Origin of the sequence: Streptomyces sp. NPDC046915, from assembly GCF_040644935.1 — a bacterium.
Lineage (GTDB): Bacteria > Actinomycetota > Actinomycetes > Streptomycetales > Streptomycetaceae > Streptomyces.
In genome coordinates this window covers 342542-368517 of sequence record NZ_JBEYXB010000008.1, presented here as the reverse complement: position 1 = coordinate 368517, position 25976 = coordinate 342542, and the positions used below count along the sequence as shown (strand labels likewise).

Annotated in this window: 24 protein-coding genes and 1 pseudogene; 16 read left to right on the top strand and 9 right to left on the bottom strand. The window is 71.3% G+C overall.

Features of this window, described 5'->3' with window-relative positions:
- Positions 1 to 40 precede the first annotated feature (40 nt).
- Together ABZ915_RS22985 and ABZ915_RS22980 are read left to right on the top strand one after the other, a co-directional pair.
- Positions 41 to 1667, top strand: a pseudogene (locus ABZ915_RS22985) (IS200/IS605 family accessory protein TnpB-related protein).
- A gap of 21 nt (positions 1668 to 1688) precedes the next feature.
- Positions 1689 to 2201, top strand: a complete 513-nt coding sequence (locus tag ABZ915_RS22980) for an HAD domain-containing protein (RefSeq protein WP_361806033.1) — start codon at positions 1689 to 1691, stop codon at positions 2199 to 2201.
- Here the strand turns inward: ABZ915_RS22980 and ABZ915_RS22975 are convergent.
- Positions 2164 to 3111, bottom strand: a complete 948-nt coding sequence (locus ABZ915_RS22975; protein ID WP_361806030.1) for a helix-turn-helix transcriptional regulator — start codon at positions 3109 to 3111, stop codon at positions 2164 to 2166. The two genes, ABZ915_RS22980 and ABZ915_RS22975, sit on opposite strands and share 38 nt — an antisense overlap.
- Before the next feature lie 181 nt (positions 3112 to 3292).
- Between ABZ915_RS22975 and ABZ915_RS22970 the strand changes: the two genes are divergently transcribed.
- The 3 genes from ABZ915_RS22970 to ABZ915_RS22960 all read left to right on the top strand — a co-directional run bounded on the left by ABZ915_RS22970 (position 3293) and on the right by ABZ915_RS22960 (position 7266).
- Entirely contained in the window at positions 3293 to 4156 is an 864-nt protein-coding gene (locus tag ABZ915_RS22970; RefSeq protein ID WP_361806027.1) for an alpha/beta hydrolase, read from the top strand.
- 159 nt (positions 4157 to 4315) lie between these two features.
- The gene (locus ABZ915_RS22965) at positions 4316 to 5899 is read left to right on the top strand and encodes a serine/threonine-protein kinase (RefSeq protein WP_361806024.1); all 1584 of its coding nucleotides are present in this window, start codon (positions 4316 to 4318) and stop codon (positions 5897 to 5899) included.
- 320 nt (positions 5900 to 6219) lie between these two features.
- Positions 6220 to 7266, top strand: a complete 1047-nt coding sequence (locus ABZ915_RS22960; RefSeq protein ID WP_361806021.1) for a methyltransferase — start codon at positions 6220 to 6222, stop codon at positions 7264 to 7266.
- Between the two features lie 63 nt (positions 7267 to 7329).
- On the opposite strand, the gene ABZ915_RS22955 is transcribed toward ABZ915_RS22960, so the two are convergent.
- The gene (locus ABZ915_RS22955) at positions 7330 to 7950 is read right to left on the bottom strand and encodes a TetR family transcriptional regulator (protein ID WP_361806018.1); all 621 of its coding nucleotides are present in this window, start codon (positions 7948 to 7950) and stop codon (positions 7330 to 7332) included.
- Between the two features lie 106 nt (positions 7951 to 8056).
- Between ABZ915_RS22955 and ABZ915_RS22950 the strand changes: the two genes are divergently transcribed.
- From ABZ915_RS22950 to ABZ915_RS22925, 6 genes are all read left to right on the top strand, one after another.
- Positions 8057 to 8710, top strand: coding sequence for a hemerythrin domain-containing protein (locus ABZ915_RS22950; RefSeq protein ID WP_361806015.1), 654 nt, complete (start codon positions 8057 to 8059; stop codon positions 8708 to 8710).
- Entirely contained in the window at positions 8707 to 9393 is a 687-nt protein-coding gene (locus ABZ915_RS22945; RefSeq protein WP_361806012.1) for an SDR family oxidoreductase, read from the top strand. The genes ABZ915_RS22950 and ABZ915_RS22945 overlap by 4 nt, the downstream gene beginning before the upstream one ends.
- Before the next feature lie 177 nt (positions 9394 to 9570).
- Positions 9571 to 10629 carry an ROK family protein gene (locus tag ABZ915_RS22940; protein WP_361806009.1) on the top strand — a complete coding sequence of 353 codons (1059 nt, stop codon included), beginning with the start codon at positions 9571 to 9573 and terminating at the stop codon, positions 10627 to 10629.
- A 126-nt stretch (positions 10630 to 10755) separates the two neighbouring features.
- Positions 10756 to 11235: a helix-turn-helix domain-containing protein gene (locus ABZ915_RS22935; protein ID WP_361806006.1), complete on the top strand. Its 480-nt coding sequence runs from the start codon at positions 10756 to 10758 to the stop codon at positions 11233 to 11235.
- A 77-nt stretch (positions 11236 to 11312) separates the two neighbouring features.
- Positions 11313 to 11918 (top strand): hypothetical protein, encoded by a 606-nt coding sequence (locus ABZ915_RS22930; RefSeq protein WP_361806003.1) that lies wholly within the window; start codon positions 11313 to 11315, stop codon positions 11916 to 11918.
- A 99-nt stretch (positions 11919 to 12017) separates the two neighbouring features.
- Positions 12018 to 12362: a DUF2516 family protein gene (locus ABZ915_RS22925; RefSeq protein WP_361806000.1), complete on the top strand. Its 345-nt coding sequence runs from the start codon at positions 12018 to 12020 to the stop codon at positions 12360 to 12362.
- 299 nt (positions 12363 to 12661) lie between these two features.
- Here the strand turns inward: ABZ915_RS22925 and ABZ915_RS22920 are convergent, their stop codons facing one another.
- The 4 genes from ABZ915_RS22920 to ABZ915_RS22905 form a co-directional block, all read right to left on the bottom strand.
- Positions 12662 to 13969: a fused response regulator/phosphatase gene (locus ABZ915_RS22920; RefSeq protein ID WP_361805997.1), complete on the bottom strand. Its 1308-nt coding sequence runs from the start codon at positions 13967 to 13969 to the stop codon at positions 12662 to 12664.
- Between the two features lie 296 nt (positions 13970 to 14265).
- Positions 14266 to 15345, bottom strand: a complete 1080-nt coding sequence (locus ABZ915_RS22915) for an NlpC/P60 family protein (RefSeq protein ID WP_361805994.1) — start codon at positions 15343 to 15345, stop codon at positions 14266 to 14268.
- 262 nt (positions 15346 to 15607) lie between these two features.
- The gene (locus tag ABZ915_RS22910) at positions 15608 to 16393 is read right to left on the bottom strand and encodes a class I SAM-dependent methyltransferase (RefSeq protein ID WP_361805991.1); all 786 of its coding nucleotides are present in this window, start codon (positions 16391 to 16393) and stop codon (positions 15608 to 15610) included.
- A 97-nt stretch (positions 16394 to 16490) separates the two neighbouring features.
- Positions 16491 to 17228 (bottom strand): LAETG motif-containing sortase-dependent surface protein, encoded by a 738-nt coding sequence (locus tag ABZ915_RS22905; protein ID WP_361805988.1) that lies wholly within the window; start codon positions 17226 to 17228, stop codon positions 16491 to 16493.
- 357 nt (positions 17229 to 17585) lie between these two features.
- Between ABZ915_RS22905 and mshA the strand changes: the two genes are divergently transcribed.
- Together mshA and ABZ915_RS22895 are read left to right on the top strand one after the other, a co-directional pair.
- Positions 17586 to 18923: a D-inositol-3-phosphate glycosyltransferase gene (mshA, locus tag ABZ915_RS22900; protein ID WP_361805985.1), complete on the top strand. Its 1338-nt coding sequence runs from the start codon at positions 17586 to 17588 to the stop codon at positions 18921 to 18923.
- On the top strand, positions 18916 to 19425 hold the full coding sequence (locus ABZ915_RS22895; protein WP_361805982.1) for a YbjN domain-containing protein: 510 nt from the start codon (positions 18916 to 18918) through the stop codon (positions 19423 to 19425). The genes mshA and ABZ915_RS22895 overlap by 8 nt, the downstream gene beginning before the upstream one ends.
- A gap of 19 nt (positions 19426 to 19444) precedes the next feature.
- Here the strand turns inward: ABZ915_RS22895 and ABZ915_RS22890 are convergent, their stop codons facing one another.
- Positions 19445 to 19894, bottom strand: coding sequence for a hypothetical protein (locus ABZ915_RS22890; RefSeq protein WP_361805979.1), 450 nt, complete (start codon positions 19892 to 19894; stop codon positions 19445 to 19447).
- Positions 19895 to 20149: 255 nt separating this feature from the next.
- On the opposite strand from ABZ915_RS22890, the gene ABZ915_RS22885 reads away from it, so the two are divergent.
- On the top strand, positions 20150 to 21805 hold the full coding sequence (locus ABZ915_RS22885) for a glycosyl hydrolase family 28-related protein (protein WP_361805976.1): 1656 nt from the start codon (positions 20150 to 20152) through the stop codon (positions 21803 to 21805).
- Here the strand turns inward: ABZ915_RS22885 and ABZ915_RS22880 are convergent.
- Positions 21784 to 22581 carry an AraC family transcriptional regulator gene (locus ABZ915_RS22880; RefSeq protein ID WP_361805973.1) on the bottom strand — a complete coding sequence of 266 codons (798 nt, stop codon included), beginning with the start codon at positions 22579 to 22581 and terminating at the stop codon, positions 21784 to 21786. The two genes, ABZ915_RS22885 and ABZ915_RS22880, sit on opposite strands and share 22 nt — an antisense overlap.
- 49 nt (positions 22582 to 22630) lie before the next feature.
- Here ABZ915_RS22880 and ABZ915_RS22875 point away from each other — a divergent pair, with 49 nt between their 5' ends.
- Positions 22631 to 23101: a DUF2000 domain-containing protein gene (locus ABZ915_RS22875; protein WP_361805970.1), complete on the top strand. Its 471-nt coding sequence runs from the start codon at positions 22631 to 22633 to the stop codon at positions 23099 to 23101.
- Positions 23102 to 23133: 32 nt separating this feature from the next.
- Here ABZ915_RS22875 and ABZ915_RS22870 read toward each other — a convergent pair whose 3' ends face one another.
- Positions 23134 to 24387, bottom strand: a complete 1254-nt coding sequence (locus ABZ915_RS22870) for an MFS transporter (protein WP_361805967.1) — start codon at positions 24385 to 24387, stop codon at positions 23134 to 23136.
- A 157-nt stretch (positions 24388 to 24544) separates the two neighbouring features.
- Here ABZ915_RS22870 and ABZ915_RS22865 point away from each other — a divergent pair, with 157 nt between their 5' ends.
- Positions 24545 to 25306, top strand: coding sequence for a phosphoglyceromutase (locus ABZ915_RS22865; protein WP_361805964.1), 762 nt, complete (start codon positions 24545 to 24547; stop codon positions 25304 to 25306).
- Positions 25307 to 25976: the final 670 nt, after the last annotated feature.

Sequence of the window (25976 nt, the reverse complement as noted above, 5' to 3'; positions counted from 1 at the left end):
GTGGTGACGGGTTCTTCGGATTCGGGCAGGGGGTGGGGCGGTGGGCGGGTTGCGTGTGGTGGCGGCTTCGTTCGTGGTGCCCGGCCCGTCCGGGGTGGCGGTCCGGGACAGCCTCAAGGGGCTGACCGAGCGGGACGAGGAGGTGCTGCGCCTGGTCGGTGGCCTGCTCGGCTCGCTGGCCTCCCGCGATCTGAAGGCCCGCTGCGCGGCCGGGCTCGCTCATGACAGTGATCAGTGGGCGGGGCGCAAGCGTGCTTTGACCGGGGAGTCCTCGTCGCGCTGGGCGGGCAGTATCACCAAGGCCACGCATGACCAGTGGGCGCTGGCCCGGCGCGGTCAGCTCGCCCACATCCACCACCTCCAGGCAGGCGTGGACACGATCACGTACCGGCTGACGCTGCCCATCGGGGCGAAGGGTTCCGAGGGCCGGCCGGGCGGTTACCGCTCGCAGCGGGAGTGGTTCGCCAAGTCCCGGCGCCTGCACCTGTTGGAAGACCGGCTGGAACAGCAACGCGCCCAGTGTCAGGCCGGGCGCGTGAGCGTGGTGCGCGGCGGTAAGAAGCTGCTACGCGCCCGGCACAACCTCCAGGCCGCCCACCTGAGCGAGGCCGACTGGCGGCGCCGGTGGGAGGCGGAGCGCTGGTTCTGCCAGGCCGACGGCGAGTCCGGCAAGCGGTACGGCAACGAGACCATCCGCGTCAGCCCGGACGGGGAGGTGAGCCTCAAACTCCCCGCCCCGCTCGCGGGCCTGGCGAACGCCCCGCACGGCCGGTACGTACTCGCGTGCCGGGTCGGCTTCCGGCACCGGGGGGAGCAGTGGGCCGACCGGATCACCGCCCACCGGGCCGTGGCCTACCGCATCCACCACGACGTCGGCCGCGGGCGCTGGTACCTGACCGCCTCCTGGCAGAACCCACCGGTACAGACGGTGCCTTTGGAGGCCGCCCTGGCCTCGGGGGTGGCCGGTGTGGACATGAACGCCGACCACCTGGCCGCCTGGCGCCTCGACCCGCACGGCAACCCGGTCGGCGCGCCCCGCAGGTTCGACTACGACCTGACCGGCAGCACACCACACCGCGACGCCCAAATCCGCCACGCCCTCATCCGCCTGCTTCACTGGGCCAAACGGCACGGCCTGGCACTCGCGATCGAGGACCTGGACTTCCAGGCGGAGAAGACCCGGGAGAAGCACGGGCGCCGCAAGCGGTTCCGTCGGCTGATCTCCGGGATGCCCACCGCCAGGCTGCGCGCCCGGCTGGTGTCCATGGCCGCGGAACTCGGCATCCCCCTGGTCGCCGTCGATCCGGCCTACACCTCCCGCTGGGGCGCCCAGCACTGGCAACGCCCCCTGACCACCACAACCCGCACCACCACGCGCCACGAGGCTGCCGCCGTGGCGATCGGAAGACGCGCCCTGGGACACCCGATCCGGCGACGGACGGCACCGCCCCCACCACACCGGAGTGATGCGGTGGGGCATCGGACCGTCCAGGCCGCATCAGGTGCCCTGGGGCGTGAGGGAACCCGCCCCCGCATCCCCGGACCACGGACACGATCCGTCGGCGCCGGACGCGGCGAGTACGCGGGCAACCAGGACATCCACAACCGTTCGGGATGTCCGCAGTGACCAGGTATGGGTCCAGGACTCACTCCTGCTCACTGATTAGGAACGGTAGGAGGGCTGATCCTTGCTGCTCTTCCTCGACGTCGACGGGACGCTGCTGCCGTTCGGCGCGGAGGATCCGTACCCCGTGTACGAGTCGTCCTCCGTGCCCGCGGCGGCCGCCGCCGACAACCCCCTGCTGACCCGGATCGACCCGGCCCTCGGCCCCCGGCTCGCGGCGCTGGGCTGCGATCTGGTCTGGGCCACCACCTGGCTGGACGACGCGAACGCCTTCGTGGCCCCCTGGCTCGGCCTGCCCCGGCTGCCCATGGTGGACTGGCCCGACGAGGACGAGCCCCCGGGCCCCCTCCACTGGAAGACCCGGCCCCTGGTCACCTGGGCCGCCGGCCGCCCCTTCGTCTGGCTCGACGACGAACTCACCGGCACCGACCGCGCCTGGGTCGCCGCCCACCACCCCGCGCGGGCGCTCCTGCACCGCGTCGAGCATCGCCAGGGGCTCACGGACGCCGACTTCGGCGTGCTGCGGGAGTGGCTGCGGGCTACCGGAATCCGCCGCCGAAACGACTTGAGTCGCTGATCAACAGCTGGAGGCGGCTCAGACGGTCCACGGTCCGAGTGCCCCGCACGGGTTGCAGGAGCAGAAGCCGTTGCCGGGACAGGGAGCCGGCGAGGATGACACAGTCCAGATCGAGGCGCCCCACGTGCTCGTTGAACACGATCTTGGTCGAGCAGCGCAGGGTCGACACCGAGTGCCGCTCCCACATCCCGGCGAACTCCACGCTGGCGTCGCGCAGATCGGAGACCAGTGCCGCGGCCGCGGGATCGTGGCCGCGCTGGGCGATCACGGCTCTGAGGTCGGCCACGTACGACAGGCTGGTCGCCTCCTCCTCCTGCGGTGACACCGAGCGCAGCACGGAACGCCATGTCGCCGAGGTGAACCAGTGCCAGGTCAGGTTCCCCTCGTGGCCGGGCCGGTCGGTGAACGAGCCGAACAGCGCGATGTTCAACGGGTTCTGCGCGACGACGTTGGAGAGGTCGTCGGAGATGAGCGCCGGTGTCGTCGCCGCCACCGCGTCCAGCGTGTACGACAGTCCCGGGTCCACGTAGTCCGGCGGTTCCGCCGGCGTCGGAGGCGCGTGCCCGGCCAGCAGGTACAGATGGCGCCGTTCGTCGGGTGTCAGTCGCAGGGCGGCCGCGATGCTCGCCAGCATCGAGGCCGACGGCTGGGGGCCACGTGCCTGTTCGAGGCTTTCGTAGTAGGCCGTGGACATGTTGGCCAGCGCCGCCACCTCCTCCCGGCGCAGCCCGGGAGTCCGCCGCCGGGTGCCAGGGGAAAGGCCGAGGTCCTCCGGACGCAGGGCCGCACGGCGACGACGGAGAAAGTCCCCCAACTGGACCCGGTCCGTCACCTGGGTGCCCGGGGAGGGCATCCAGCGCGGGTCCGCACCGGCGGTCGGATCGTGGGCCGCGTCGAGAGGGTGCTCCATGAGGGGCATCGTCGCATCCGGGCCCGCGCTGTGTGCAGACGGCCTGATCGGCGGCAAGCGCACCGCCCGTTTTATCCACCGCTCATCAGTACGTGGCTGAGCTGTTTGCCCGTCTCCTGCGCGCGCCTATCGTCCTGCTGAACCGCTTGGTTGATGAAGTGCGCGAGGAAAGAGGAAGAGCGTGGAATTCACGACCCCTGTCGTTCTTGTCCACGGTTTCTGGCACGGAAGCTGGTGCTGGAGCCTGGTCGGCGAGCACCTCGCGAGCCGTGGTGTCCCCTCGGTCGCCGTGGACCTCGACGGGCATGGTCTGAAGGGCCGCTCGCCCCGGTCGCGATGGAGGCGTCCGTTCGATGCCGGTGCGTACGCCGTGGAGCCCTCGCCGGTGGCCGGCATCACGGCGTCCTCCGCCGCGGAGAGCCTGGTCGAGCAGGTGCGGCGGATCGGAAACGGCCGGCCGTGTCTGGTCGTGGCGCACAGCATGGGCGGCGCCGTGGCGACCGCCGCGGCCGAACAGGCCCCGGAACTGTTCGCCGAGCTCATGTACGTGACGGCGTTCGCCCCGGTCAGCGGGATGCCCGCGGGGCAGTACATCCTCATGCCGGAGAACGCGGGTGAACGGGTGGCGAGCGGGCTTTCGGCAGACCCGGCCTCGGTCGGCGCGCTGCGCTACGACACGGGCGACAGCGCCCGGTGGGCCGCCATCCGCGAAGCGTTCTACAACGACGTCGACGAGGCGACCGCGGACGCGGCGATCTCGCTGCTGACGCCGGACGCACCCGCCGGTGTCACCGCCGAACCGCTCACGGTGACCGCCGAACGGTACGGCTCGATCCCGCACAGCTACGTCGTCTGCGCCAGGGACTACGCGATACGGCCGGAGTTGCAGCGCCTGTTCATCAAGGAGATCGACTCCATTTCGGCTCGGCCGACGACGGTCGTCGAATTCGACACCTCGCACTCACCGTTCCTCTCGCAGCCGGCCGCCCTCGCGGATGTCATCCAGGTGTCACACACGGCGATACACCAGCCCGGGGCGAATTAATCCCGGCGACGGAGCATTTAATCCGCGCCGTCCGGCCTTGTTGCCGCTTTCCGCACGGCTCTAACGTCTAGCCCTGGCGCACGGCAGAGTGAACGAGTCCTCGGCTCGGGCGAACCCGGCAGAGGATGCACCGATTCGAGATATGAAACGTGAGAGCGCGTGCTGACTGAAGACGGTGATCACGAGGCGACCACGCGTTCGGAACGGCTGATCGCCGGACGGTATCTGCTGCAAGACGTCCTGGGCAGAGGCGGCATGGGCACGGTCTGGCGCGCCCACGACCAGCTGCTGGACCGGCCGGTCGCCGCCAAGGAACTGCACATCCTCACCGACGGCGACGAGGAGCACCGCGTACGGGTACGGCGTGCCGTCCGCGAGGCCCGCGCGGTCGCCCGGGTGCCGCATCCCCACGTGGTGGGAGTCCACGACCTGGTCGAGTCCGAGGACCGGCTGTGGATCGTCATGGAACTCGTCGAGGGGTCCTCGCTGGCCCATCGGGTCAGCGAGACCGGACCGCTCACACCGCAGCAGACCGCCGTCGTCGGCCTGCAACTGATCGACGCGCTGGACGCCGTCCACGCGGTCGGCACCCTGCACAGGGACGTCAAGCCCGCCAACGTACTGCTGCGCGGCGACGGCGGCGCCGTCCTCACCGACTTCGGCATCGCGGCCCTCGACGACGGCGAGTTCCTGACGAGCACCGGTCAGGTGGTCGGCTCCGTCGAGTTCATGGCACCCGAGCGCGTGATGGGAACGGAGGCCGGGCCGGCCTCCGACCTGTGGTCACTGGGCGCGACCCTCGCCACGGTGTGCGGCGGTCAGTCACCCTTCCGCAGACCGGGAGCGCCCGCGACGATGCACGCGGTGGCGTACGAGGAACCCGCCCTGTCGGAGCGGCTCGGTCCGCTGCGCCCGGTCGTCGAGGCGTTGCTGCGCAAGTCCCCGGACGAGCGTCCTTCGGCGGCCGCCGTGCGGTCCGCGCTGCGGGGCGTCATGGCCGGCGAGCCGGACGCGGAGCCGCTGCATCCGGCAACCGTGCTCGAGTTCCGGCCTCCGGCCCCATCGGCCGTGGCGGAAACGGTGACCGGTAGCCCGAAGTGGAGCGTCCCGGCCGGGGAATACGTACCGACGGCGCGGCACACCGCGTCGCTCGAACCTCCGCACTCGCAGTCGCAGTCCCAGCCGCACTCGCAGTCCCAGCCGCAGCCGCGGTCGTCCCGCCCCGCGGGGCTGAAGCGGCTGTGGTGGGCACTGGCCGGAACGGCCGTGCTGGCGGCGGGCGTCGCGGGCGGTCTCTTCGTCACCGGGACGCTGCCGCTCAAGGAGGGCCCGAAGACGAGGACGGCCAGCAAGGTCGTGCAGTCGACGGCCGGTTGGCAGCCGGTCGCCGGAGTGACCGTCCAGCAGGGCGACCGGATCACCGTGCAGTTCGTCTCCGGAGAATGGACGGCCAACAGCTCGGCGCTGCCCATGACCGGGCCGGCCGGTTACGACGCGGAGACCGACAAGTTGCAGCGCGGAGCGAAGGCCTGCAAGGTCAAGGCCACGGCTCCGTTCGCCGCCCTGCTGGCCCGGCTCGTGGGTGAGGGGAACTTCCCGGTGCACGTCGTCGGGCGGAGGCTGACCTTCCGGGCGGCCGAGAACGCCTCCCTGCAACTGGGCATGAACGACGCCGCCGGTGTCTGCTCCCAGGACGACAAGGGCACGCTGACCGTGAAGGTGAGCGTCACACACCAAGGTTGACGGGCAGCCGTCGGCTCGGGCGCGGACCGGGGCGGCGTGACGGTCGTATGCGTTCAGGGCACGCATCGGCACCGGACCCCGTGCTGCAGGGGGGAGCAGGCGGGGTCCGGTGCCGGGGGCGCGTCGCCGATACCGCCGGCCGAGAGCACCTCCCCCTCGCCGGTGTATCCATCGCGTCGTGCCAGTGGGCCAGACACTCCCGGCGGGGACCGGTTCTGTGGAATGGCCACGTCAATAATGTAGCGGCTTTTCAGGCACCTTTTCCGGTTCGGCGAATTAATCCAAGTGTCGTCGCATTTAATCCCAGGGAGGGAATCACCATGGACAAGGCAGAACCGCAAGAGACCGTCAGTGCGGACGTGCCGGACGGACCGCCGCCGTCGCTGCACATGGTTCAGTTGCTCGCCGGATTCCAGTTCTCGCAGGCGCTGTATGCGATCGCCAAGCTCGACGTCGCCTCACAGCTCGACGACGGCGCCAGGGCGATCGACGAGCTGGCCGCGAACTGCGGCGCGCGGCCCGAGTTGCTGCGCCGGCTCATTCGGAGCCTTGCCCCCCTCGGTGTCTTCCGCCAGCCGAACGAGGACACGGTGGAGCTCACGCCTCTGGGCGCCACGCTGTCCGCTCGGCGTCCGGGCTCGCTCAGGGACGTCGCTCTGTACTGGATGGAAACCCACTACCTGCCCTTCAGCGAGATTCTGCATACCGTCCGGACCGGCGAGCCGGCCGCCCGGCATTACTTCGGGAAGCCGTTCTTCGACTGGATCGTCGCGGATCCTGACATGGCCGAGCTCCAGAACAGGGGCATGGCCGGGCTCGTCGGCGGGATACGCGATCGGATGTTCGATGACTATCGGCTTCCCGCGGGTGAGGTCGTCGCCGACATCGGAGGCGCCGACGGCACGATTCTGAGCCGTCTGCTGGCTGCCGAGCCCGCACGCCGAGGAATTCTCTTCGATCTGCCCGAAATCCTTCCGAGCGCGCGGAAGAAGATCGAGGAGACCGGGATGGCCGACCGCGTCGACGTCGTCGCGGGTGACTTCTTCGAGTCGGTGCCGTCCGCCGACGTCTATGTGATGGCGGCGATCCTGCACGACTGGGACGACGCGTCCTGCGTGCGCATCCTTCAGTCCGTCAAGAGGGCGGCGGCGCCCGGTGCCCGGCTTGTCGTGATCGAGGGCGTGGTACCGCCCGGCGACGAGCCGCACGCCACCAAGCTGATCGACCTCGTCATGCTGGCCCTCACGACCGGTAAGGAACGCGGCGAAGCCGAGTGGCAACAGCTGCTCTCCACCGCCGGGTTCGCCCTGGACCGGATCGTTCCCACGAAGGAGGACTACTCCTTCATCGAGGCGCGCCTGCTCTGACTTGGTGACCGGGTGACCGGGTGACCGGGTGACCGGGTGACCGGGTGACCGGGAGGACGGTACTCAGCCGAAGAGGACCTGCCGCATTATCCGGGTGAGGTGTTCGGCGAGCTGGTCGGGCGGCATCGAGGCGAGGGGTTCGGTCCGCGCGATGTACCGGCTGAACGCCACTCCGATCATCTGCGCCCCCACGAGCGCCACGCGGCTGTCCAGATCGTCGTCGGTAGTGCCGGGCGTGCCGGGCGCACCGGGTGCCAGGACGGACCGGTAGACGGTGGCGCTGTGCTCCTGCATCGCGATCAGGAGGTGGGCGGCGGTGCTTTCGTCGGATGCGGCACTGCGCAGGAGGGTGATGAGGGGGTCGTTGACGGCGTCGGTCTCCATCCGCTCGACGAAGGCGTGGGCGATCCGGTCGGGCAGTGTCTCCGGGTCGCCGGCCGCGATGTCCTCCAGGCCGCGGTTGCCCGGCACCGCCGCGAGGAACAGCCGTTCCTTGGACGCGAAGTGACGTGTGATCAGGCCGTGCGTGACACCGGCCCGGCGTGCGATCTCGCGGAGGGTCGTACGGGTGTAGCCGCGCTCGGCGAAGGTCTGGCGGGCCGCGTCGAGGATGGCCGCCCGGTGTCCCTCGGGATCCCGCCGGCGCCTGCGCGGCGGCTCCTCGGCCGGCTCTGCGTCGTTCACGGCACCTCCTTCCATGTGATCACTCTACGGCGGTACGGGGCATCGTCCGCCGCCACCGCTACGTTAGTATCCACTTGGATATCAACGATCGGGGATGGAGTCTGTGGTGAGCGTTGAGGAGTCGGAATGCGCGGCGGTCGTGGAGACCCGGCTGCTGCACAAGATGCACAGGGCCGCGACGTCGTTGCTGGCGGAGGCCGCGCAGAGCAGCGCCGCGCCGTCCGCCGCACTGACAGAGCTGCGTGACTTCCTGGTGGCGGCGCTGCGGCACCACCACGAGAGCGAGGACGACGTGCTCTGGCCGCAGTTGACCGCCGCGGAGCCCACGGTCGCCGCCGGGCTGGCGGAGCTCGCGACGGAGCACGACGCACTGGACGCGGCGCTGGACGCGCTGGCCGCCGCTCCCGTGCGGGACGCCGACGACCGGGCGGCGCTGATCGCCGCGGCGGTCGCCGTACGCGATCTGGTGCACACGCACCTCGGGCACGAGGAGCCGCTCCTCTTCCCGGTGCTGGCGGCGCACATGTCCGACGAGGCCTGGTCGCGGTTCTCCCACGAGGTGATCGCCTCGGCCCCGCCCGTGGGCGCCCACCTCAACATCGGCTTCTTCGAGCAGGTGGGCACCCCCGCCGAACTCGCGGTGGTCACCGCGAACCTGCCGCAAGCCGCCCTGGACCTCGTCCCGGCCATGCGCGAGCAGGCCAGGGCCACTCTGAGCAGCCTGAAGGCCACCGAGCACGGAAGGACGGTCACCGCATGACCAGCACACTCATCGTCGGCGGCAGCGGCGGGCTCGGCGGCGTCATCGCCGAGCACTTCGCGAGCCGCGGCGACGACGTCATCGTCACCAGCAGGGACAAGGCGCGGGCCGAGGCCATAGCCGCCCGGATCGGCGGCAGCACCCGCGGACTGGCCCTCGACCTCGCCCAGCCCGAGACGATCGGCGCCGCGTTGGCGGACGTGACCGAGGTCGACCACCTCGTGATCACCGCCGTCGGCCAGGCGGCCAACACGCTGGCGCAGTTCAACATCACGGACGCCGTCTCCGCCGTGACCATGAAACTCGTCGGTTACGCGGAGACCGTCCGCGTGCTGCGTGACCGGTTCACCCCGGACGCGTCCGTCGTCCTCTTCGGCGGACTCGCCAAAGAGCGCCCGTACCCCGGCTCGACCATCGTCTCCACCTTCAACGCCGGCATCACCGGCCTGGTCAGGACGCTCGCGGTGGAAATCGCCCCGCACCGCGTCAACGCCCTGCACCCGGGCCTGATCGGCGACAGCCCCAAGTGGCGCGACGTCCCCGACCCGCCGCACTCGGCCCAGACGCCGATCGGACGGCTGGTGACCATGGCCGAGATCGCCGACGCCACCGACTTCCTGCTCCGCAACACCGGCATCAACGCGCACGACCTGTACATGGACGGCGGCCTGATGGCCACCTGACCTCGCGACACCCCGAGAAGGACCCACCTGCCCCGGAGCAGTGGCCCCGGGGCCCGTCCGACGTGACAGCCACGAACTCACGCACAGACGCGCGGAATGCGGCAGATGCCCGGCACAGCACACACACGCGGCCAGCACGCAGATCAACTGCTGCGACTGCTGCGCGAGTTCGGACCCATGACGCGAAGCGAGCTCGGCGCGCGGTCCGCGCTGTCACGTACGACGCTGTACAAGGTCGTCGGCGTCCTCGTGGACCGTGGGCTGGTGATCGCCACGGTTCCGGACACCGAGCCGCGCGGACGGGGGCGCCCGGCGGAGAAGCTCGCCCTCAATCCGGCGGTCGGCCGCGCACTGGGCATCGACTTCGGCCGGCGCCACGTCCGGCTGGCCGCGATCACGGCGGCGCACAACGAGATCAGCACGGTCAGCGCGACACATTCACCCGCCGCCCGGTGGCCCGAGCGCATCGCCATCGCGCGACGACTGGCCGCAGGGCTGACCGGTGCCGTCCCCCGCCTGGACGTCCTCGGCGATGTGGGGGTCTCGGTGACGGACCCCACCGCCGACTCCTGTACCACTGACGACGAGCGGACGGTGGCCGAGATGCTCGGCCGCGGCTTCGGCACCCGGGTGCGGCTCGGCAACGCTCCGCGGCTGGCAGCGCTGGCCGAGGCGGTGTGGGGCGCGGCCAAGGGCCTGACGGACGTCCTGTACCTGGAACTGTCGGAGCGTGTCAGCGGCGGCCTGGTGACCGGTGGCGCGCTGCACCGCGGCGCTCATGGCGGGTCGGGCGGGTTCGGGCACATCCTCGCCGAGCCCGCGGGCGCGCCCTGCTCCTGCGGCGGCCGGGGCTGTCTCCAGACGGTGGCGTCGACCACGGCGGTGCTGGACGCCTACCGGGCCGCGGCGGACCTGCCCCAGCTGGCGGCCGCGCTGAGCGCGGGAGAGGAAGCCGCCCACGCGGTCGTACGGCGTGCCGCGATCCACGCGGGCAGGGTTCTGGCCGGGCTGGTCAAGGCGCTCGGGCCGAGCGTGGTCGTGGTGGGCGGCGAGCTCATCACGCTCGGACCGCCCCTGATGGAACCGCTGGAGAACGAGGTGCGGGCGAGCGGCGCGGCCTACGGTTCACGGCCCCTGATGCCGGTTCGCCGAGCCGAGCTGGGCGACTTCGCCGCGGCGGTCGGCGCCGCCTCGCTGCTGCGGCCGCCTCCTGCCTCCGGTACGGGCGGTCCTTGAAACCGGGGTTCCCTGGGCTGGTCGCGCTGCACGACAGTTGCCTTGCACATGTCGTGTCACGTGACACGACACACTATTGCAAGCAGGTGCTTGCAATAGTTAGCGCGAATGGGGCAAGGTGGAGTCATGGCATCGCTCAACGTCGGCAATCTCGGTGAGTACCTGCGCGAGCAGCGGCGAAACGCCCAGCTCTCGCTCAGGCAGCTCGCCGATGCCGCCGGGGTGTCCAATCCGTATCTGAGCCAGATCGAGCGCGGCCTGCGCAAGCCGAGCGCGGAGGTGCTCCAGCAGGTCGCCAAGGCGCTGCGGATCTCCGCCGAGACGCTGTACGTGCGGGCCGGGATCCTCGACGCCGAACGCGATCGGGACGACGTGGAGACGCGTGCCGTCATCCTCGCCGATCCGACGCTGAACGAGCGGCAGAAGCAGGTGCTCCTGCAGATCTACGAGTCCTTTCGGAAAGAGAACGGATTCGGGATCGACGCCGCGGGCGAGGAGAGCGCGGACGAGGACATAGCGAGCGGCGCCGCCGCCGTGCGCGGGACCCGCACGGCCGACGGCAATGACGCCGATGCCGGCACAGATCCGCAGCAGACGGCCAGTTGAACCGGACCAGGGCGCCGGCCGCCCTGCCGCGGACCCCAAAACCCTCAGCCGAACGTGAATCCGGGAGGACCATCACCATGGCCATCACCGACGACCTGCGCAAGACCCTCAGCGACCCGACCCCGCTCTACTTCGCCGCCGGTACCGCCGACCTGGCCCTCCAGCAGGCCAAGAAGGTGCCCGCCCTGGTCGAGCAGCTGCGCGCCGAAGCCCCGGCCCGCATGGACGCCGTGCGCAACACCGACCCCAAGGCCGTGCAGGAGAAGGCCGCCGCTCGGGCCAAGGAGGCGCAGGAGAACCTCCAGTCCAGGGTCACCGAGTTCTTCGGCACCATCGACGGCGACCTGAAGAAGCTCGGCGAGTCGGCCCAGGACCTCGCCCTGCGCGGTGTCGGCGTCGCCGCCGAGTACGCCGTGAAGGCCCGCGAGACCTACGAGAAGGTCGCCGAGCACGGCGAGCAGACGGTGCGCGTCTGGCGCGGTGACGCCGCCGAGGAGATCGAGGAGCTCGCCATCGCGGTCGAGCCGAAGAGCGAGCCGGCCGCCGCGAAGCCCGCCGCGGCGCAGCCCGCCAGGCCGGCCGAGGCCACGTCCGAGGCCGCCGCGGAGAAGAAGCCCGTGGCGAAGAAGGCGCCGGCCCGCAAGACCGCCACCGCCAAGAGGACCACGCCGCCCGCCAAGTGACCGACGGCGCATGTACGGGCCGGGCACCCCTGGGGTGTCCGGCCCGTTCTACGGGTACGGTGGCCGCGTAGGGATGGCAGACGACGGGCGGTGGGCAGCATGCTGATGTTGGGCTTCGCGGGGTTCTTGGGACTGCTGAAGATCGTCCTGATGGCCGTCGCCGCGTTCGGGCTCGTCGACGCCGCGCTCCGGCGTGAGGACGCCTTCCGCGCGGCCGACAAGCAGAACAAGGTGTTCTGGCTGATCATCCTGAGCATCGCGCTCGTGGTGAGCTACCTGTTCTCGATCCTGTCCATCCTGCCGATCGCCGGCCTGGTCGGCAGCATCGTCTACATCGTCGACGTGCGCCCCGCGCTGCGGCAGGTCTCCGGCGGCAACGGCTGGGGCCGCCGCCGCGGCAGCAGCAGCGACGGCCCGTACGGCCCGTACAACGGCGGCCGCTGACCCCTCCCACCGAATCCCGGCACACGCCCCGGCAGGGCCCCGTCACGTCATCCGTGAGCTCCCCGGTCAGGCCCTGCCCAAGCCGGGCGGCGTGCGATCGCCGCTGGGCCGTACGGTCCGTACGACACGGGTGCTGGGCCTTCCGTCGGTTTGCGGCACGCGGCCCGGCAGGGGCGCTGCCGTGTCGTCCGTGATCTCCCCGCCGCCAGGCCGTACGGACCGTACAGGACACGCAACGCGGCCGCTGAGCCTGCGGGAGCAGGTTCAGCGGCCGAGATGAACAGGCCCAGCGGCGAGCGTTACGGCACGCGGTCCAGCAGGACCACCGCGACGTCGTCCGTCAGTTCTCCGCCGTTGAGGTCGCGGACCTCGCTGACCGCGGTCCGCAGCAGGTCCTCGCCGGTCAGGCCCCGGTCGAGCTGGCGGCGGACCATCGCCACCATGCCCTCCTGGCCGAGGCGCTCCCCGCCCTCACCGACCCGGCCCTCGATCAGGCCGTCGGTGTAGAGCATCAGGCTCCACTCGGAGCCCAGCTCCACCTGCATCCGCGGCCAGCGGGCGCCGGGGAGCAGACCGAGTGCGGGGCCGTTGTTGTCGTAGGGGAGGAGCTCCGCGGGCCGGCCGGGGCGGGCGATCAGCGGGGAGGGGTGACCCGCCAGGCACATGCCGGCGCGGCGGCCGTCCGGGGAGATGTCCACTGTGACCAGCGTCGCGAAGATCTCGTCGTCCGCGCGCTCGTGCTCCAGCACCTGCTGAAGCGTGTTCAGCAGCTCGTCCCCGCACAGTCCGGCCAGCGTCAGCGCCCGCCAGGCGATGCGCAGCTCCACACCGAGCGCCGCCTCGTCCGGGCCGTGGCCGCAGACGTCGCCGATCATGGCGTGCACGGTGCCGTCGGGCGTGCGCACGCAGTCGTAGAAGTCGCCGCCGAGCAGGGCGCGCGAGCGGCCGGGCCGGTACCGGGCGGCGAAGCGCAGCGAGGAGCCCTCCAGCAGGGGAGTGGGCAGCAGGCCCCGCTCCAGGCGGCGGTTCTCCTGGGCCCGCACCCGGCCCTCGGCCAGGCGTCGCTCGGCCGAGTCGGAGCGCTTGCGCTCGACCGCGTAGCGGATGGCGCGGCTGAGCAGCCGGCCGTCCAGTTCGTCCCGGAAGAGGTAGTCCTGGGCGCCCACGCGCACGGCCTCGGCGCCGCGCTCGGCGTCACCGGAGGCGGTGAGCGCGAGCACGGCGTGCCGGGGCGCGAGCTCGAGGACGTGCCTGAGCACGGCGAGCTCGTCGTCGGCGTCGCTGCCGCCGGGGGCGGTCAGCGCCAGGTCCAGCAGGATGCAGTGGACGTCGTCGGTGAGCAGCCGCCCGGCCTCGGTGAGGTTGCGCGCGGTGCGCACCCGGATCGGCTTGCCGGACGAGTCCAGCAGTTCGGGCACGATCGGCGAGCCGCCGGGGTCGTCCTCGATCAGCAGCAGCGTGAGAGTGGTGCCGGCTGCGGCCGTGTGTGCGGCCGTGTCGCGGTTGGCCTCTTCCTTGAGGGGACCGCCGGCGTTGGGCGCGGCGGTCTGCGCCTGACCACTCTCCGCGGCCGGGATCGCTCTCTGCCGCGGTATGGGTGCGGGCATCGTCCTGGGTTCCTTCCCTCCCCCCGAGGGCGTGGCGGGGCGAGGGACCTCGACCCACCCGACTGGGGACCATAGCGGTACTCGCCACCGCAACGGAATGGTGTGAGCTGGGCCGCTTGGCAGCCCGCCGGAGTCATATGCCGCGATCCGTACCGCAGTTGGACAGGGTGGGGGCGGAGCGGTGATGACGAAGGTCACGTCCCGCCGGGGTTTGCGCGGCTGTTGGGGGTGCATTGGGTCACATGGTGTACATCACGCCAGTCTTGGGGCATTCCGCGCTTTCCGTGCATCCTGCCTCACGCGTCCGGCCGTACCACCCCGAGTATCGGCATCGTCCCCGCTCCCGCGAGCGTCACCGTCCGACCCGGGCGCGGGGCGTGGATGATGGCGCCGTCGCCCACGTACATCGCCACGTGGCTGGCGTCGTCGAAGTAGATGATCAGATCGCCGGGACGCATGTCCTTCACGTCGACGTGCTTGAGCTGCTTCCACTGCTCCTGCGAGGTGCGCGGGATGGGGTGCCCGGCGTCCGCCCAGGCCTGCGAGGTCAGTCCGGAGCAGTCGTACGAGCCGGGGCCCTCCGCGCCCCAGACGTACGGCTTTCCGATCTGGTTCGTCGCGAACTCGACCGCCTTCTTGCCCTGCTCGGACGCCTTGCCCTTGATCTCGTCGAGGACGCCGGTGTCCAGCCAGGCGGTCTGCGCCTTGAGGGCGGCCTGCTGCTCCAGCCTGGCGAGCTTCTCCTTCTCCTTCTTCTCCAGCCGGCCCTCGAGCTGTTCGGCGGCCGCGATCTGCTTCTTGATCTTCTTCTTGGCGGCGGCCTTGTCCTTGCGGTTCGCCTCCAGCTTGTCCCACTGGGCGGAGGCGTCCTTCGCGTACTGCTTCAAGTCGGCCTGGGTGCGGGTCAGTTCCGTGATCAGGCCCTTGGTGGCCCGCTGGCCCTGGAGCACCCGCCCGGCGCCGTCGAGGAACTGCTCCGGGTTGTCGCTGAGCATCAGCTGGGCCTCGTCGGGCAGCCCTCCGGTGCGGTACTGGGCGCGGGCGGCGGCTCCCGCGCGGTCCTTCAGCTCGTCCAGCTTCTTCTGGCCCTTGACGATCTTCTTCGCCAGCTCGACGATCTGGGTGGACTGCTTGTCGGCCTTCTCCTCGGCGGCGTTGTACGCGTCGGTGGCGACGGCCGCGTCGTGGTAGAGGTCGTCGAGCTTCTCGCGGATCTTCTCGAGGTCCTTGTTCGGCGGGAGGGCCGGGGGCGCGCTGGGGGAGGCCTTCGGTTTGGGAGTGGGGCTCGCGAACGCCGTGCCCGGCGCCGCCAGCACGGTGACCGCGCAGACAACGGTCACGGCGGCCGTGAGCAGACCGCGCTTGCCCGTCCCCATACCCTGCCCCCAAACTGATTTACCGTCAGTAACTTACGCCTGGGGGATCGTGCCACGATGCGGCGCAAAACGACAGAGGCCACGCCCGATGGGGTGCCTGCCCCCCTCCCCGCCCCGGTATGACGATCTCCCGGTCTTTGTGACGTACGACTCACGGAGATCGTTCCCCGGGGCCGCTGACCATCCGCTGACCGTCCGGTGACCTGCGGGTGGCCGACGCGAATCAGCGGTACGGCTCAGCGACGCGACTCGGCGGTACGGCTCAGCGGCGCGGCGCCAACGCCCCCCACGCCACGGTCACTTCCCCCTGCCGCCACCGTGCCGGCGAGTCCGTCACCGGCCAGTCGGCCGCCAGGTCCCGCACCGCGCGGATCCAGCGCTGGCGGGCGCCGTAGGAGGCGTAGGGCGCGGCGGCGGCCCAGGCGCGGTCGAAGTCGCGCAGGAAGGCGTGCACCGGCTCGCCCGGCACGTTGCGGTGGATGAGCGCCTTCGGCAGCCGCTCGGCCAGGTCCGACGGGTGCTCCAGGGAGCCCAGCCGAGCCGCGAAGGTGACCGTCCGCGGCCCCTCGGGGCCGAGCGCGACCCACACGTGCCGCCGCCCGATCTCGTCGCAGGTGCCCTCCACCAGCAGCCCGCCCCGCGCATGCCCGTCCGCGGGCGCGAGCCGCGCGCACAGCCGTTCCCAGACGCCGGCCACCGCGTCCTCGTCGTACTGCCTGAGGACGTTGGCGGCCCGGATGAGCTGCGGACGCCCGGATACGGGGATCTCGAACCCGCCGTGCCTGAAGGCGAGCCCGTCCCGCTCGTACGGCTTGGCGGCCGCGACCCGGGCGGGCTCGATCTCGACGCCGACGACGCGCGCGCGGGGCGCCGTGGTGCGGAGGCGGCCGAGGAGCTCGACCGCCGTCCAGGGCGCCGCCCCGTAGCCGAGGTCGACGGCCACGGGGTCGGCGGCCCGGCGCAGTGCCGCGCCGTGCGTGGCCGCGATCCAGCGGTCCATGCGGCGCAGCCGGTTGGGGTTGGTCGTCCCGCGCGTCACCGTTCCCACGACGGGGGTCCCCCCGCTCGGGCTACGCCGAGGGCGGGGGAGGGATGCCGCGCGGGTTGTCATACCTATGAGGGTATGCGGGCGGACTCGGTGCGAGTCAGCGCGAGCGGTGTGCCGCCTTGCGGCGCAGGGCGAGGACGATACCGCCGCCGGCCACGACCAGTGCGGCGGCGGTGCCCGCGACCATCGTGGTGCCGTTGCCCGCCCCGGTCTCGGCGAGGTGGGTGCCGCCGCCCGCGGGCGACGGGGCGCTGCTCGCCGCCGGCGTGGGGGCGGCGCCGCTGCTCCGCGAGGGGATCGTGAGCGGGGTCGGTGTCGCGACGGAGCCGGTGGAGGGCTTCGACGACGCCGGGGGCTGGGCGGACGCCGAGGCGGAGGCGGAAGCCGGGGCGGAGGCGGAAGCCGGGGCGGAGGCGGATGCGGATGCCTCGCACGTCACGTCCGGCACGACCACCATCGGCTTGATGTCCTCGTCGACCTGGTCGCCCGCCTTGACGTGGACCCGGAACGTTTCTCCGGGGTACCAGTCCAGGGGGGTGAGGTCGACGCTCACGCCCTCCGCGGTCGGGTGTTCGATGGTCCTGGTGTCGACCGACCGCTCCCCTCCGGGCATGCTCAGCTGCACGTAGAGGGTGATGGTGGCCGGGGTGCCGGAAGCGTCCTTGTCGGTGACGCGGATGACGCCCTTGTCCTTGCCGTTGCAGACGGGTTCCGCGGAGAAGTCGCCGATGGTGCAGGCGAGCGCGGTGTGGGCGGCGGCGACGGAGAGGGCGGCCGCGGCGGCCGGGGTGCCCAGGACGCGGGCCGCCCTGGTGGCGTGACGGGAGAGGGACACGCTTGTCCTTACGGTCTCGATGAGCAGGCCCGTCACGTGTACAAGCCCTGTGACTCCGCTGTCAAAGGTTGTATCGGCGCAGGTCAAAAGCCGTTGAAGGGGTGGTCGGCGGCTGCTTTCCGGCTGGTCAAGCGGCGGTCATGAGCATGCCGCCGGAGGTTCGTGCGAGCCGCTCCCCGAGCCGTTCCGCGGACCTGTCGGCCACGCAGCAGGCGCTCGAACGGTTGAGCGATGAACGGTCATGATTGAGTAAAGACGCTTGATCGGGAAATGGCGGGCAGCCCTCGGCTGTTGCATCCCTTCGGAGGGTGAGGTCGGTCCTCCGGACGGCATGCCCGCAGCAAGGAGGAACGCCACGTGAGCCAGTACGTCAGCAGGCTCGGGCGTCGCTCTCCGGCGGCCCCCTCGCGGCTCAGGCTGCACCGCAGGCCCCGCCGCGTCGCCATGCTCTCCGTGCACACCTCACCGCTCCACCAGCCCGGCACCGGCGACGCCGGCGGCATGAACGTCTATATCGTGGAGCTGGCCCAGCGCCTCGCCGCGATCAACATCGAGGTCGAGATCTTCACCCGGGCGACCGCCGGCGGCCTCCCGCCCAGCGTCGAACTGGCCCCGGGCGTCCTCGTCCGGCACGTCGACGCCGGCCCCTACGAGGGTCTCGCCAAGGAGGACCTCCCGGCCCAGCTGTGCGCCTTCACCCACGGCGTGATGCAGGCCTGGGCCGGCCACCGCCCCGGTCACTACGACCTCGTGCACTCCCACTACTGGCTCTCCGGCCACGTCGGCTGGCTCGCCGCCCAGCGCTGGGGCGTCCCCCTGGTGCACGCCATGCACACCATGGCCAAGGTCAAGAACGCCAGCCTGGCCGACGGCGACACCCCCGAACCGGCCGCCCGGGTCATCGGCGAGACCCAGATCGTGGCCGCCGCCGACCAGCTGATCGCCAACACGGCCGAGGAGGCCGACGAGCTCGTCCGGCACTACGCGGCCGACCCCGCCAAGGTCGCCGTCGTCCACCCCGGCGTGAACCTCGACCGCTTCCGTCCCGCCGACGGCCGGGCCGCCGCCCGTGCCCGTCTGGGCCTCCCGCAGGACGCCGTGATCCCCGTCTTCGCGGGCCGCATCCAGCCCCTCAAGGCCCCCGACGTCCTCCTGCGGGCCGTCGCCGCCCTCCTCGACGAGCGCCCCGAGCTGCGCTCCCGCGTCGTCGTCCCCATAGTCGGCGGCCCCAGCGGCAGCGGCCTCGCCAAGCCCGAGGGCCTCCAGAAGCTCGCCTCGCGGCTCGGCATCGCCGACGTCGTACGGTTCCGCCCGCCCGTCGGCCAGGAGCAGCTCGCCGACTGGTTCCGGGCCGCCTCCGTGCTGGTCATGCCGTCCTACAGCGAGTCCTTCGGCCTGGTCGCCATAGAGGCGCAGGCAACCGGCACGCCGGTGCTGGCCGCGGCGGTCGGCGGTCTTCCGGTGGCCGTGCGGGACGGGGAGACCGGATTCCTCGTACGGGGCCACAAACCGGCCGACTACGCGCGCGTGCTCGGCCGTTTCGCCGACGCCCCGGAGCTCGCGGCCCACATGGGATCGGCCGCCGCCCGGCACGCGCGGTCCTTCGGCTGGGACGCCTCGGCCGCCGCCACCGCCGACGCGTACGCGGCCGCGACCCAGTCGCATCGCCGTCGCGTACGCTCCCACCATGGGTGAGGTCGCGGAACAGAAACGGGCGGCGCAGGTCGTCGAGGATGCCCTCAAGGACGCCGAACTGGAATGGGAGAACCCCGAGCCCGGCAACTACGTCGCGAAGCTCCCCGGCACCCGCAAACTGTCGACGACCGTCTCGCTCCTCGTCGGCCGCCACTCCCTCTCCCTGAACGCCTTCGTCATCCGCCACCCCGACGAGAACGAGGCGGCCGTCCACCGCTGGCTCCTGGAGCGCAACCTCAAGCTGTACGGCGTGAGTTACGCCGTCGACCGGCTCGGTGACATCTACGTCACCGCCCGCCTCCCCCTCGGCACCGTCACCGCCGACGAGATCGACCGGCTGCTCGGCCAGGTCCTCGAGGCCGCCGACGGCAGCTTCAACACGCTCCTCGAACTCGGCTTCGCCTCCGCGATCCGCAAGGAGTACGCGTGGCGGGTGTCCCGGGGCGAGTCGACGCGGAACCTCGACGCGTTCGCGCACCTGACGCGGCGCTCGGCCGACTGACCCCGGGCCCGGCGGGTCGCTAGGAGGGGTCCGGCTCGGGCTGTGCGCCACCGCTCTTGTCGAGTTCGTCGGCGAACGCCCGCAGGGCGTCGGCCAGTTCCTTCTTGGTCGGCAACTGGTCGACCTTCTTGTCGAGTTCCGTGATGCGCCGGTTCAGCTCGTCCAGGTCGCCCGGGGGAGTGGGCGTGGGCTCGCTCGGGTCGTCGGGAGAGGTGGGTGTCGGGCTCGGATCGGTGCCGCCGGTGCCGCCCACGGTGCCGCCACCGCCCGTGGCCCCACCGTCCGTGCCCCCGTCGGACACGCCCGCGGAGCCCGGGTCCGGCGCGGCGGTGGTCGTGACGCTCTGCCCGGGACCGGAGCCGTCGCCCGAGGTCGCGGCCAGGGCCACGCCGACGCTGAGGGCGACCAGGGCCGCGGCACCCGCGACGGCGGTCGCGAGACGTCCGACCGGCAGTGAGCGGGTCTTCATGGATGGATCGCGAGGAGTCTGTGGTTCCTGTGCTTTCTGTGTGTCATCCATGGAGGGGACGCTAGCCCGCGGTGATCGCCGGACGGGGGACTTCCGCTGATTCCCCGAGCAGCGGGACATGTACAAGTACATGAACAAGAGTCCGGTCAGATGATCCCTGCATGACCTCTTCCCTGCGCCAGATTGCAGTGGCATGCTCACCGCCGACGCAATCCTGAATATCGTTCACATTCATGAATGTGAGGGTGGCTGGTCATGAACCACGGGCACGTCAGCAGACGAACACTCCTCGCCGGCGCCACCGCCGTGGCCCTCACCGCGGCGACCGGCACGGCGACCGCCACGACGGGGGAAGTCCCCACGCTCTGGCGGGAGTTCACCCGCACCCCCTGCACCCACCCACAGATCCCGTACGTCGGCCGAGCCGGCTGCCGACGCGGTACCACCCGCTTCCCCCGCCACCCCGTCGTGGCCGACGTCACCGACTTCGGCGCCGTACCGGACGGCACCACCGACTGCGCCCCCGCGATCAACCGTGCCATCGCCGCCGCCGGAAGGGCCGGCGGTGGCACGGTCACCATCCCGCCCGGCACCTTCCGCATCGACGGCCTGATCCACATCGGCCACGACGACGTCGTACTGCGCGGCGCCGGCAGTTCCCGCACCACGCTCTACGCCACCAAGAGCCTCACCGAACTGATCGGCGTCTACGGCTCCCGCTACGGCGGCACCAAGTCGGCCTGGTCATGGGCGGGCGGCCTCATCTGGCTCGCCCCCACGGCACGCTGGGACTCCCTGGTCGCCGCCATCCAGGCACAGGCATGGCCCTTCGAGGGCTGGACCGGCAACAAACGGGACGAGTGGACGACCCTCACGGCCGTCGAGCCCGCCCGGCAGGGCGACTGGACCGTCACCGTCGCCGACCCCGCACGGCTGCGCCCCGGCCGCCTGGTCCTGCTCCGCATCGCCGACGACACCGCACACACCCTGCTCCAGCACATGTCGGGCGGCGGCCCCGGCCCGGCGGCGTACAACTGGGACGACAAGACGAAACTGCTCTCCTACGTCCCCTACGAATGGCCCGTCCGCATCACCCACGTCCGCGGCCACCGGGTCACCCTGGAACGCCCCCTCCCGCTGGACCTGCGACCCGAGTGGAACCCGCAGTTCACCACACACGTGCGGGAGTTGACGGGCGCGGGAGTCGAGGGCCTCACCCTGGAGGTGATGGAGACCCCGCAGTCCACGCACCTCCTCGACAAGGGCTACAACGGGGTCGTCATGCAGTGCGCGTACGACTGCTGGGCGGACGACGTCACCGTCCGCAACGTCGACAACGGCTTCGGACTGGTCGCCGCGTCCTCCTGCACCCTGCGCCGCACCCGGGTCGGCGGCCGGGGCGAACACCACCCCTACTTCTGCCGCGAGGGCTCGCACGACAACCTCGTCGAGGACTTCACGATCGAGGAACGCACGGTCCCCGCGCCCGCGGACACCCAGCTGCACGGCATCAACGTGGAGGGCCTGTCGTCGTACAACGTCTGGTCACGCGGCGACATGCGGATGGGTACCTTCGACAGCCACCGCGGCCTGCCCTTCGCCAACGTCCGCACCGACATCACCGTCGACAACAACGGCCGCCACGGCGGCGACGCCAACGCCGGACCGTTGTTCGGCGCCCGCTTCACCCACTGGAACATCAGGGACACCAACCACCGCGCGGGCCTCGTCAAGATCGACGGCCTGGCTCCCTACAGCGCCACCGTCGGCGTCGACGAGTGCACCGAGTTCGACCAGATCGACGTGCCCGACTTCGCCGGGGACCTGCACTCCCGCCTGGAGCTGTACCCCACGACGGACACCGTCCGCCCGCGCAACCTGTACGAGGCTCAGCGCGACCTCGGCCGGTAGCGCCCCGGCGTCACGCCCACCAGCTTCCTGAAGTGCCGGGTCAGATGCGCCTGGTCGTAGAACCCGGCCGCCGCCGCCACCTCGCCCGGCGGCACCCCGTCCAGCAGCAGCCGGCGGGACCGCTCGACCCTGCGGGACATCAGGTACTGGTGCGGCGCGATGCCGTACGCCCCGCTGAACGCCCGGACCAGATGCGCGGGATGGGCGTGCAGCACCCCCGCCGCCTCCTCCAGCGACACCCCCTCGACGACCCGGGCGTCGAGCAGCTCCCGCAGCTCACGGGCGAGCCCCGGATCCCGCAGGGCCCGCGGCACCCCGCCCCCGCGCCGCAGATGGTCGTGCAGCCGCTCCCCGACGAGGGTCAGCCTGCTCTCCGCCTCCAGCTCGTCGCCGGGCCGGGCGAGCGCGGAGTGCAACTGCCCCACGCGCAGCCGCAGCACCGGATCCCTGAGATCGGGCCCGTCCACGGCCGCCCCGATCAGCTCCTCGCCCAGCCGGCTGCTGTCCAGGTACACCACCCGCTTGCGGAAGCCGTCCGGAGTGGCCGGGGAGCCGTTGTGCGGCACGTGCGGCGGAAGCAGGGTGACCGTGTCGTGCGGCGTGCCGTGCTCGTGCCGCTCCAGGTCGTACCGCACGGCCCCGTCGTCCACGATGAGCAGCGTCCAGGCGTCGTGGACGTGCATCGGGTAGGCGTACTCGGTGAAGTGGGCGTGGAAGACCTCGGTGACGCCGGGGACGCGGGGGCGCCAGGCGCTGACTTCCTGCCGGGCGGTCATGCAAAGAACGTACAAGACGCCGCCGTGCGCCGGTCGGCAGTCTCATCCCATGAGCACGGAACCCATGAGCACGGAACCCATCAGTACCGAGTCCATCAGTACCGAACCCGTCCGTTTCGACACCAAGATCGCCGTACTGCTGCGCGAGGACCTGGAACCCTGGCAGCGCCTCAACGTCACCTCCTTCCTGGTCAGCGGCCTCGGTACGACGGTCCCCGAGGTGATCGGGGAGCCGTACGAGGACGCCGACGGGGTGCCGTACCTGCCGATGTTCCGCCAGCCGGTGCTGGTCTTCGAGGCCACGAAGGAGACCCTGACGGCGGCGCACGGCCGGACCCTGTCCCGCGCCCTGCCGCGAGCCGCGTTCACCTCGGACCTCTTCGCCACGGGCAACGACCGCGACAACCGGGCGGCGGTACGGGCCGTGGGGACGGGCGATCTGGACCTGGTGGGGCTGGCCGTGTACGGGCCGAGGAACGCGGTGGACAAGGTGGTGAAGGGCGCGCGGCTGCACCCGTGAGGGGGCGTGAGGGTGGGTGAGGGCGGGCGCCGTCAGGCGGCGGAGACCTCGCGCCCGGTGTCCGCCGAGACCTGGGACGCGGGCCGCCGCTGCTCCGGCAGCCGCCGCATGAGCAGCCCGTACCCCAGCGCCGCGGCCGTACCGACGACCGCGCACATCCCCCACAGCCACTCCGCCCCGAGGTGGTCGATCACCGCGCCGGACATCAGCGGGGCGACCAGCGCGGCGACCGACCAGGACAGCGTGTACATGCCCTGGTAGCGGCCGCGCCCGTGCACGGGCGACAGACGCACGACGAGCCCGGTCTGCACGGGGGCGTTGACGATCTCGGCGAGCGTCCAGACGCAGACCGTGAGGGCGAAGACGCCGACCGACCCGGCGAAGGCGGTGAGCCCGAAGCCGTACCCGGCGAGGAGGGAGGACAGGACGAGGAGCCTGCGCGGGTCCCGGTGCTCGATGAACCGCGTGACGGGGATCTGGAGCGCGACGATCAGCACGCCGTTGACGGCGATCGCCATGCCGTAGTCCGCGGGCGAGAACCCGGCCGAGCCCATCGCCACCGGCAGGCCGACCGAGCCCTGCTGGAAGACCAGCGCGACGAGGAAGGACAACCCCACGACGGCCATGTACCGCCCGTCGCGCAGCACCGTCCCGAGCCCCACGTCGGCCCCGCTCTCCTTGGCGGTGGGCGCGGGCCGCGACTCGGGCAGCCGGGCGAAGACGACGATCGCGCAGGCCAGGGTCATCCCCGCCTCGATGAGGAAGCCCGCCCGGTAGCTGACCTCGGCGACGAAGCCGGCGGCCATGGAGGAGACGGCGAAGCCGAGGTTGATCGCCCAGTAGTTGAGCGAGAAGGCCCGTACGCGGTCCTCCCGCCGGACGATGTCCGCCATCATCGCCTGCACGGCGGGTCGCGACGCGTTCGACGCCATGCCGACGAGGAAGGCGACGCCGGCGATGGCGACGGGACCGCTCACGAACCCCAGCAGCGCCACGGATCCGGCCGTGGACACCTGGGCGACGAGCATCGTCGGCCGCCGCCCGAACCGGTCGGCCATCACACCCGCGCCGATCGAGGAGACCACCCCGCCGAGCCCGTGCAGGGAGGCGACCAGACCGGCGTACGACGCCGAGTACCCGCGGTCGATGGTCAGGTACAACGCCATGAAGGTGGCCACGAACGCCCCGAGCCGGTTGACCAGGGTGCTGGTCCACAGCCACCAGAACTCGCGGGGGAGACCGGAGACGCTCTCGCGGGCGGCGCGTCTGAGACTGGCGGCGGTCATGGGCTGGGGTCCCCCGTTATGTAAGTGGCTCATGTGGCGAGCACAACTTACGTGAAGGGTGTAGGGCCGAGCCACTCAATTAAGTGAGCGCGGTGGGGTCGTCCACCCTCCGGGCGACTCGAGCGAGGGTCCGAATACGTCGATTACGCTCTGGGGCATGGCCGACGCACCGTACAAGCTGATCCTCCTCCGCCACGGCGAGAGCGAGTGGAACGCGAAGAACCTGTTCACCGGCTGGGTGGACGTGAACCTCAACGAGAAGGGCGAGAAGGAGGCAGTCCGCGGTGGCGAGCTCCTGAAGGACGCCGACCTCCTCCCCGACGTGGTCCACACGTCCCTCCAGAAGCGCGCGATCCGCACCGCGCAGCTGGCCCTCGAGTCCGCTGACCGCCACTGGATCCCCGTCCACCGCTCCTGGCGCCTGAACGAACGCCACTACGGCGCCCTCCAGGGCAAGGACAAGGCCCAGACGCTGGCCGAGTTCGGCGAGGAGCAGTTCATGCTCTGGCGCCGCTCCTACGACACCCCGCCGCCGCCGCTCGAGGACGGCACGGAGTTCTCCCAGTCGGACGACCCGCGCTACGCGACGATCCCGCCGGAGCTCCGCCCTCGCACGGAGTGCCTGAAGGACGTCGTCGTCCGCATGCTCCCCTACTGGTACGACGGCATCGTCCCCGACCTCCTGGCCGGCCGCACGGTCCTGATCGCCGCCCACGGCAACAGCCTCCGCGCCCTGGTCAAGCACCTCGACGGCATCTCCGACGCCGACATCGCGGGCCTCAACATCCCCACCGGCATCCCCCTCTACTACGAGCTGGACGCCGACTTCAACCCCGTCACCCCCGGCGGCAAGTACCTCGACCCGGAGGCCGCCGCGGCAGCCATCGAGGCGGTCAAGAACCAGGGCAAGAAGAAGTAAGCAGCAACGATCAAGCCCCCTGCCTGCGGGTTTCCCGTCGGCAGGGGGCTTCTTCACGGGCTGGGGCCGTCCGTGGGCCGTGGGACTACGGACGCTGGTGGCGCCAGAACCGGACTGTCACTCGGAAGGTCATCAGGAAGGCGAGCGGAAGCGAGACCGCTGCGGGGACGTTGACCCACGAGCCGTACCCAGCCTCGCTCACACCGATCATGCAGAACGGTAGGCCGCGAGGGCAGATGTCGATGGTCACGCCGAATCGTGGCATGCTTGTCCTCTCCGATGTTTCGAGAATCTGTTCCCCAGGTTTGCGAGCACGGATGGAGATAGGGCCGCCTCCGCTGCAACGGGGGCGGCCTTTCCAATCCGCGAGCAGAACTTAACCACGGATCACCTAGTCGTCAAAATCGTTGGCGGATACCCCCGGGGGGAACGCGTCGATAATCGCGACTTCGCGGTCAGCCAGAGTCACGCTAAGCGCACTGGTGGCCCACTGTGCCGCAATTTCCGATATCTGCTCAGAGCTCGCCGTAGTCCGCCCGCCTGGCCGCCTGCTCACTCGACCGGTCTCCCGCCCGGCCGCCCGGCCGCCCGGGCAGATGGGCGGGTGGGGGCCATCGGGACGTCTCCTCGCTCACCCATCTGCGGTTTCGTCGAAGATGTGGGTACCGGG

Coding starts and splice junctions, on each gene's coding strand:
- ABZ915_RS22975 (WP_361806030.1), bottom strand. CDS start 3,111: ATGGAGCACCCTCTCGACGCGGCCCACGATCCGACCGCCGGTGCGGAC.
- ABZ915_RS22960 (WP_361806021.1), top strand. CDS start 6,220: ATGGACAAGGCAGAACCGCAAGAGACCGTCAGTGCGGACGTGCCGGAC.
- ABZ915_RS22945 (WP_361806012.1), top strand. CDS start 8,707: ATGACCAGCACACTCATCGTCGGCGGCAGCGGCGGGCTCGGCGGCGTC.
- ABZ915_RS22940 (WP_361806009.1), top strand. CDS start 9,571: ATGACGCGAAGCGAGCTCGGCGCGCGGTCCGCGCTGTCACGTACGACG.
- ABZ915_RS22935 (WP_361806006.1), top strand. CDS start 10,756: ATGGCATCGCTCAACGTCGGCAATCTCGGTGAGTACCTGCGCGAGCAG.
- ABZ915_RS22930 (WP_361806003.1), top strand. CDS start 11,313: ATGGCCATCACCGACGACCTGCGCAAGACCCTCAGCGACCCGACCCCG.
- ABZ915_RS22925 (WP_361806000.1), top strand. CDS start 12,018: ATGCTGATGTTGGGCTTCGCGGGGTTCTTGGGACTGCTGAAGATCGTC.
- ABZ915_RS22920 (WP_361805997.1), bottom strand. CDS start 13,969: ATGCCCGCACCCATACCGCGGCAGAGAGCGATCCCGGCCGCGGAGAGT.
- ABZ915_RS22915 (WP_361805994.1), bottom strand. CDS start 15,345: ATGGGGACGGGCAAGCGCGGTCTGCTCACGGCCGCCGTGACCGTTGTC.
- ABZ915_RS22895 (WP_361805982.1), top strand. CDS start 18,916: ATGGGTGAGGTCGCGGAACAGAAACGGGCGGCGCAGGTCGTCGAGGAT.
- ABZ915_RS22890 (WP_361805979.1), bottom strand. CDS start 19,894: ATGAAGACCCGCTCACTGCCGGTCGGACGTCTCGCGACCGCCGTCGCG.
- ABZ915_RS22885 (WP_361805976.1), top strand. CDS start 20,150: ATGAACCACGGGCACGTCAGCAGACGAACACTCCTCGCCGGCGCCACC.
- ABZ915_RS22880 (WP_361805973.1), bottom strand. CDS start 22,581: ATGACCGCCCGGCAGGAAGTCAGCGCCTGGCGCCCCCGCGTCCCCGGC.
- ABZ915_RS22875 (WP_361805970.1), top strand. CDS start 22,631: ATGAGCACGGAACCCATGAGCACGGAACCCATCAGTACCGAGTCCATC.
- ABZ915_RS22870 (WP_361805967.1), bottom strand. CDS start 24,387: ATGACCGCCGCCAGTCTCAGACGCGCCGCCCGCGAGAGCGTCTCCGGT.
- ABZ915_RS22865 (WP_361805964.1), top strand. CDS start 24,545: ATGGCCGACGCACCGTACAAGCTGATCCTCCTCCGCCACGGCGAGAGC.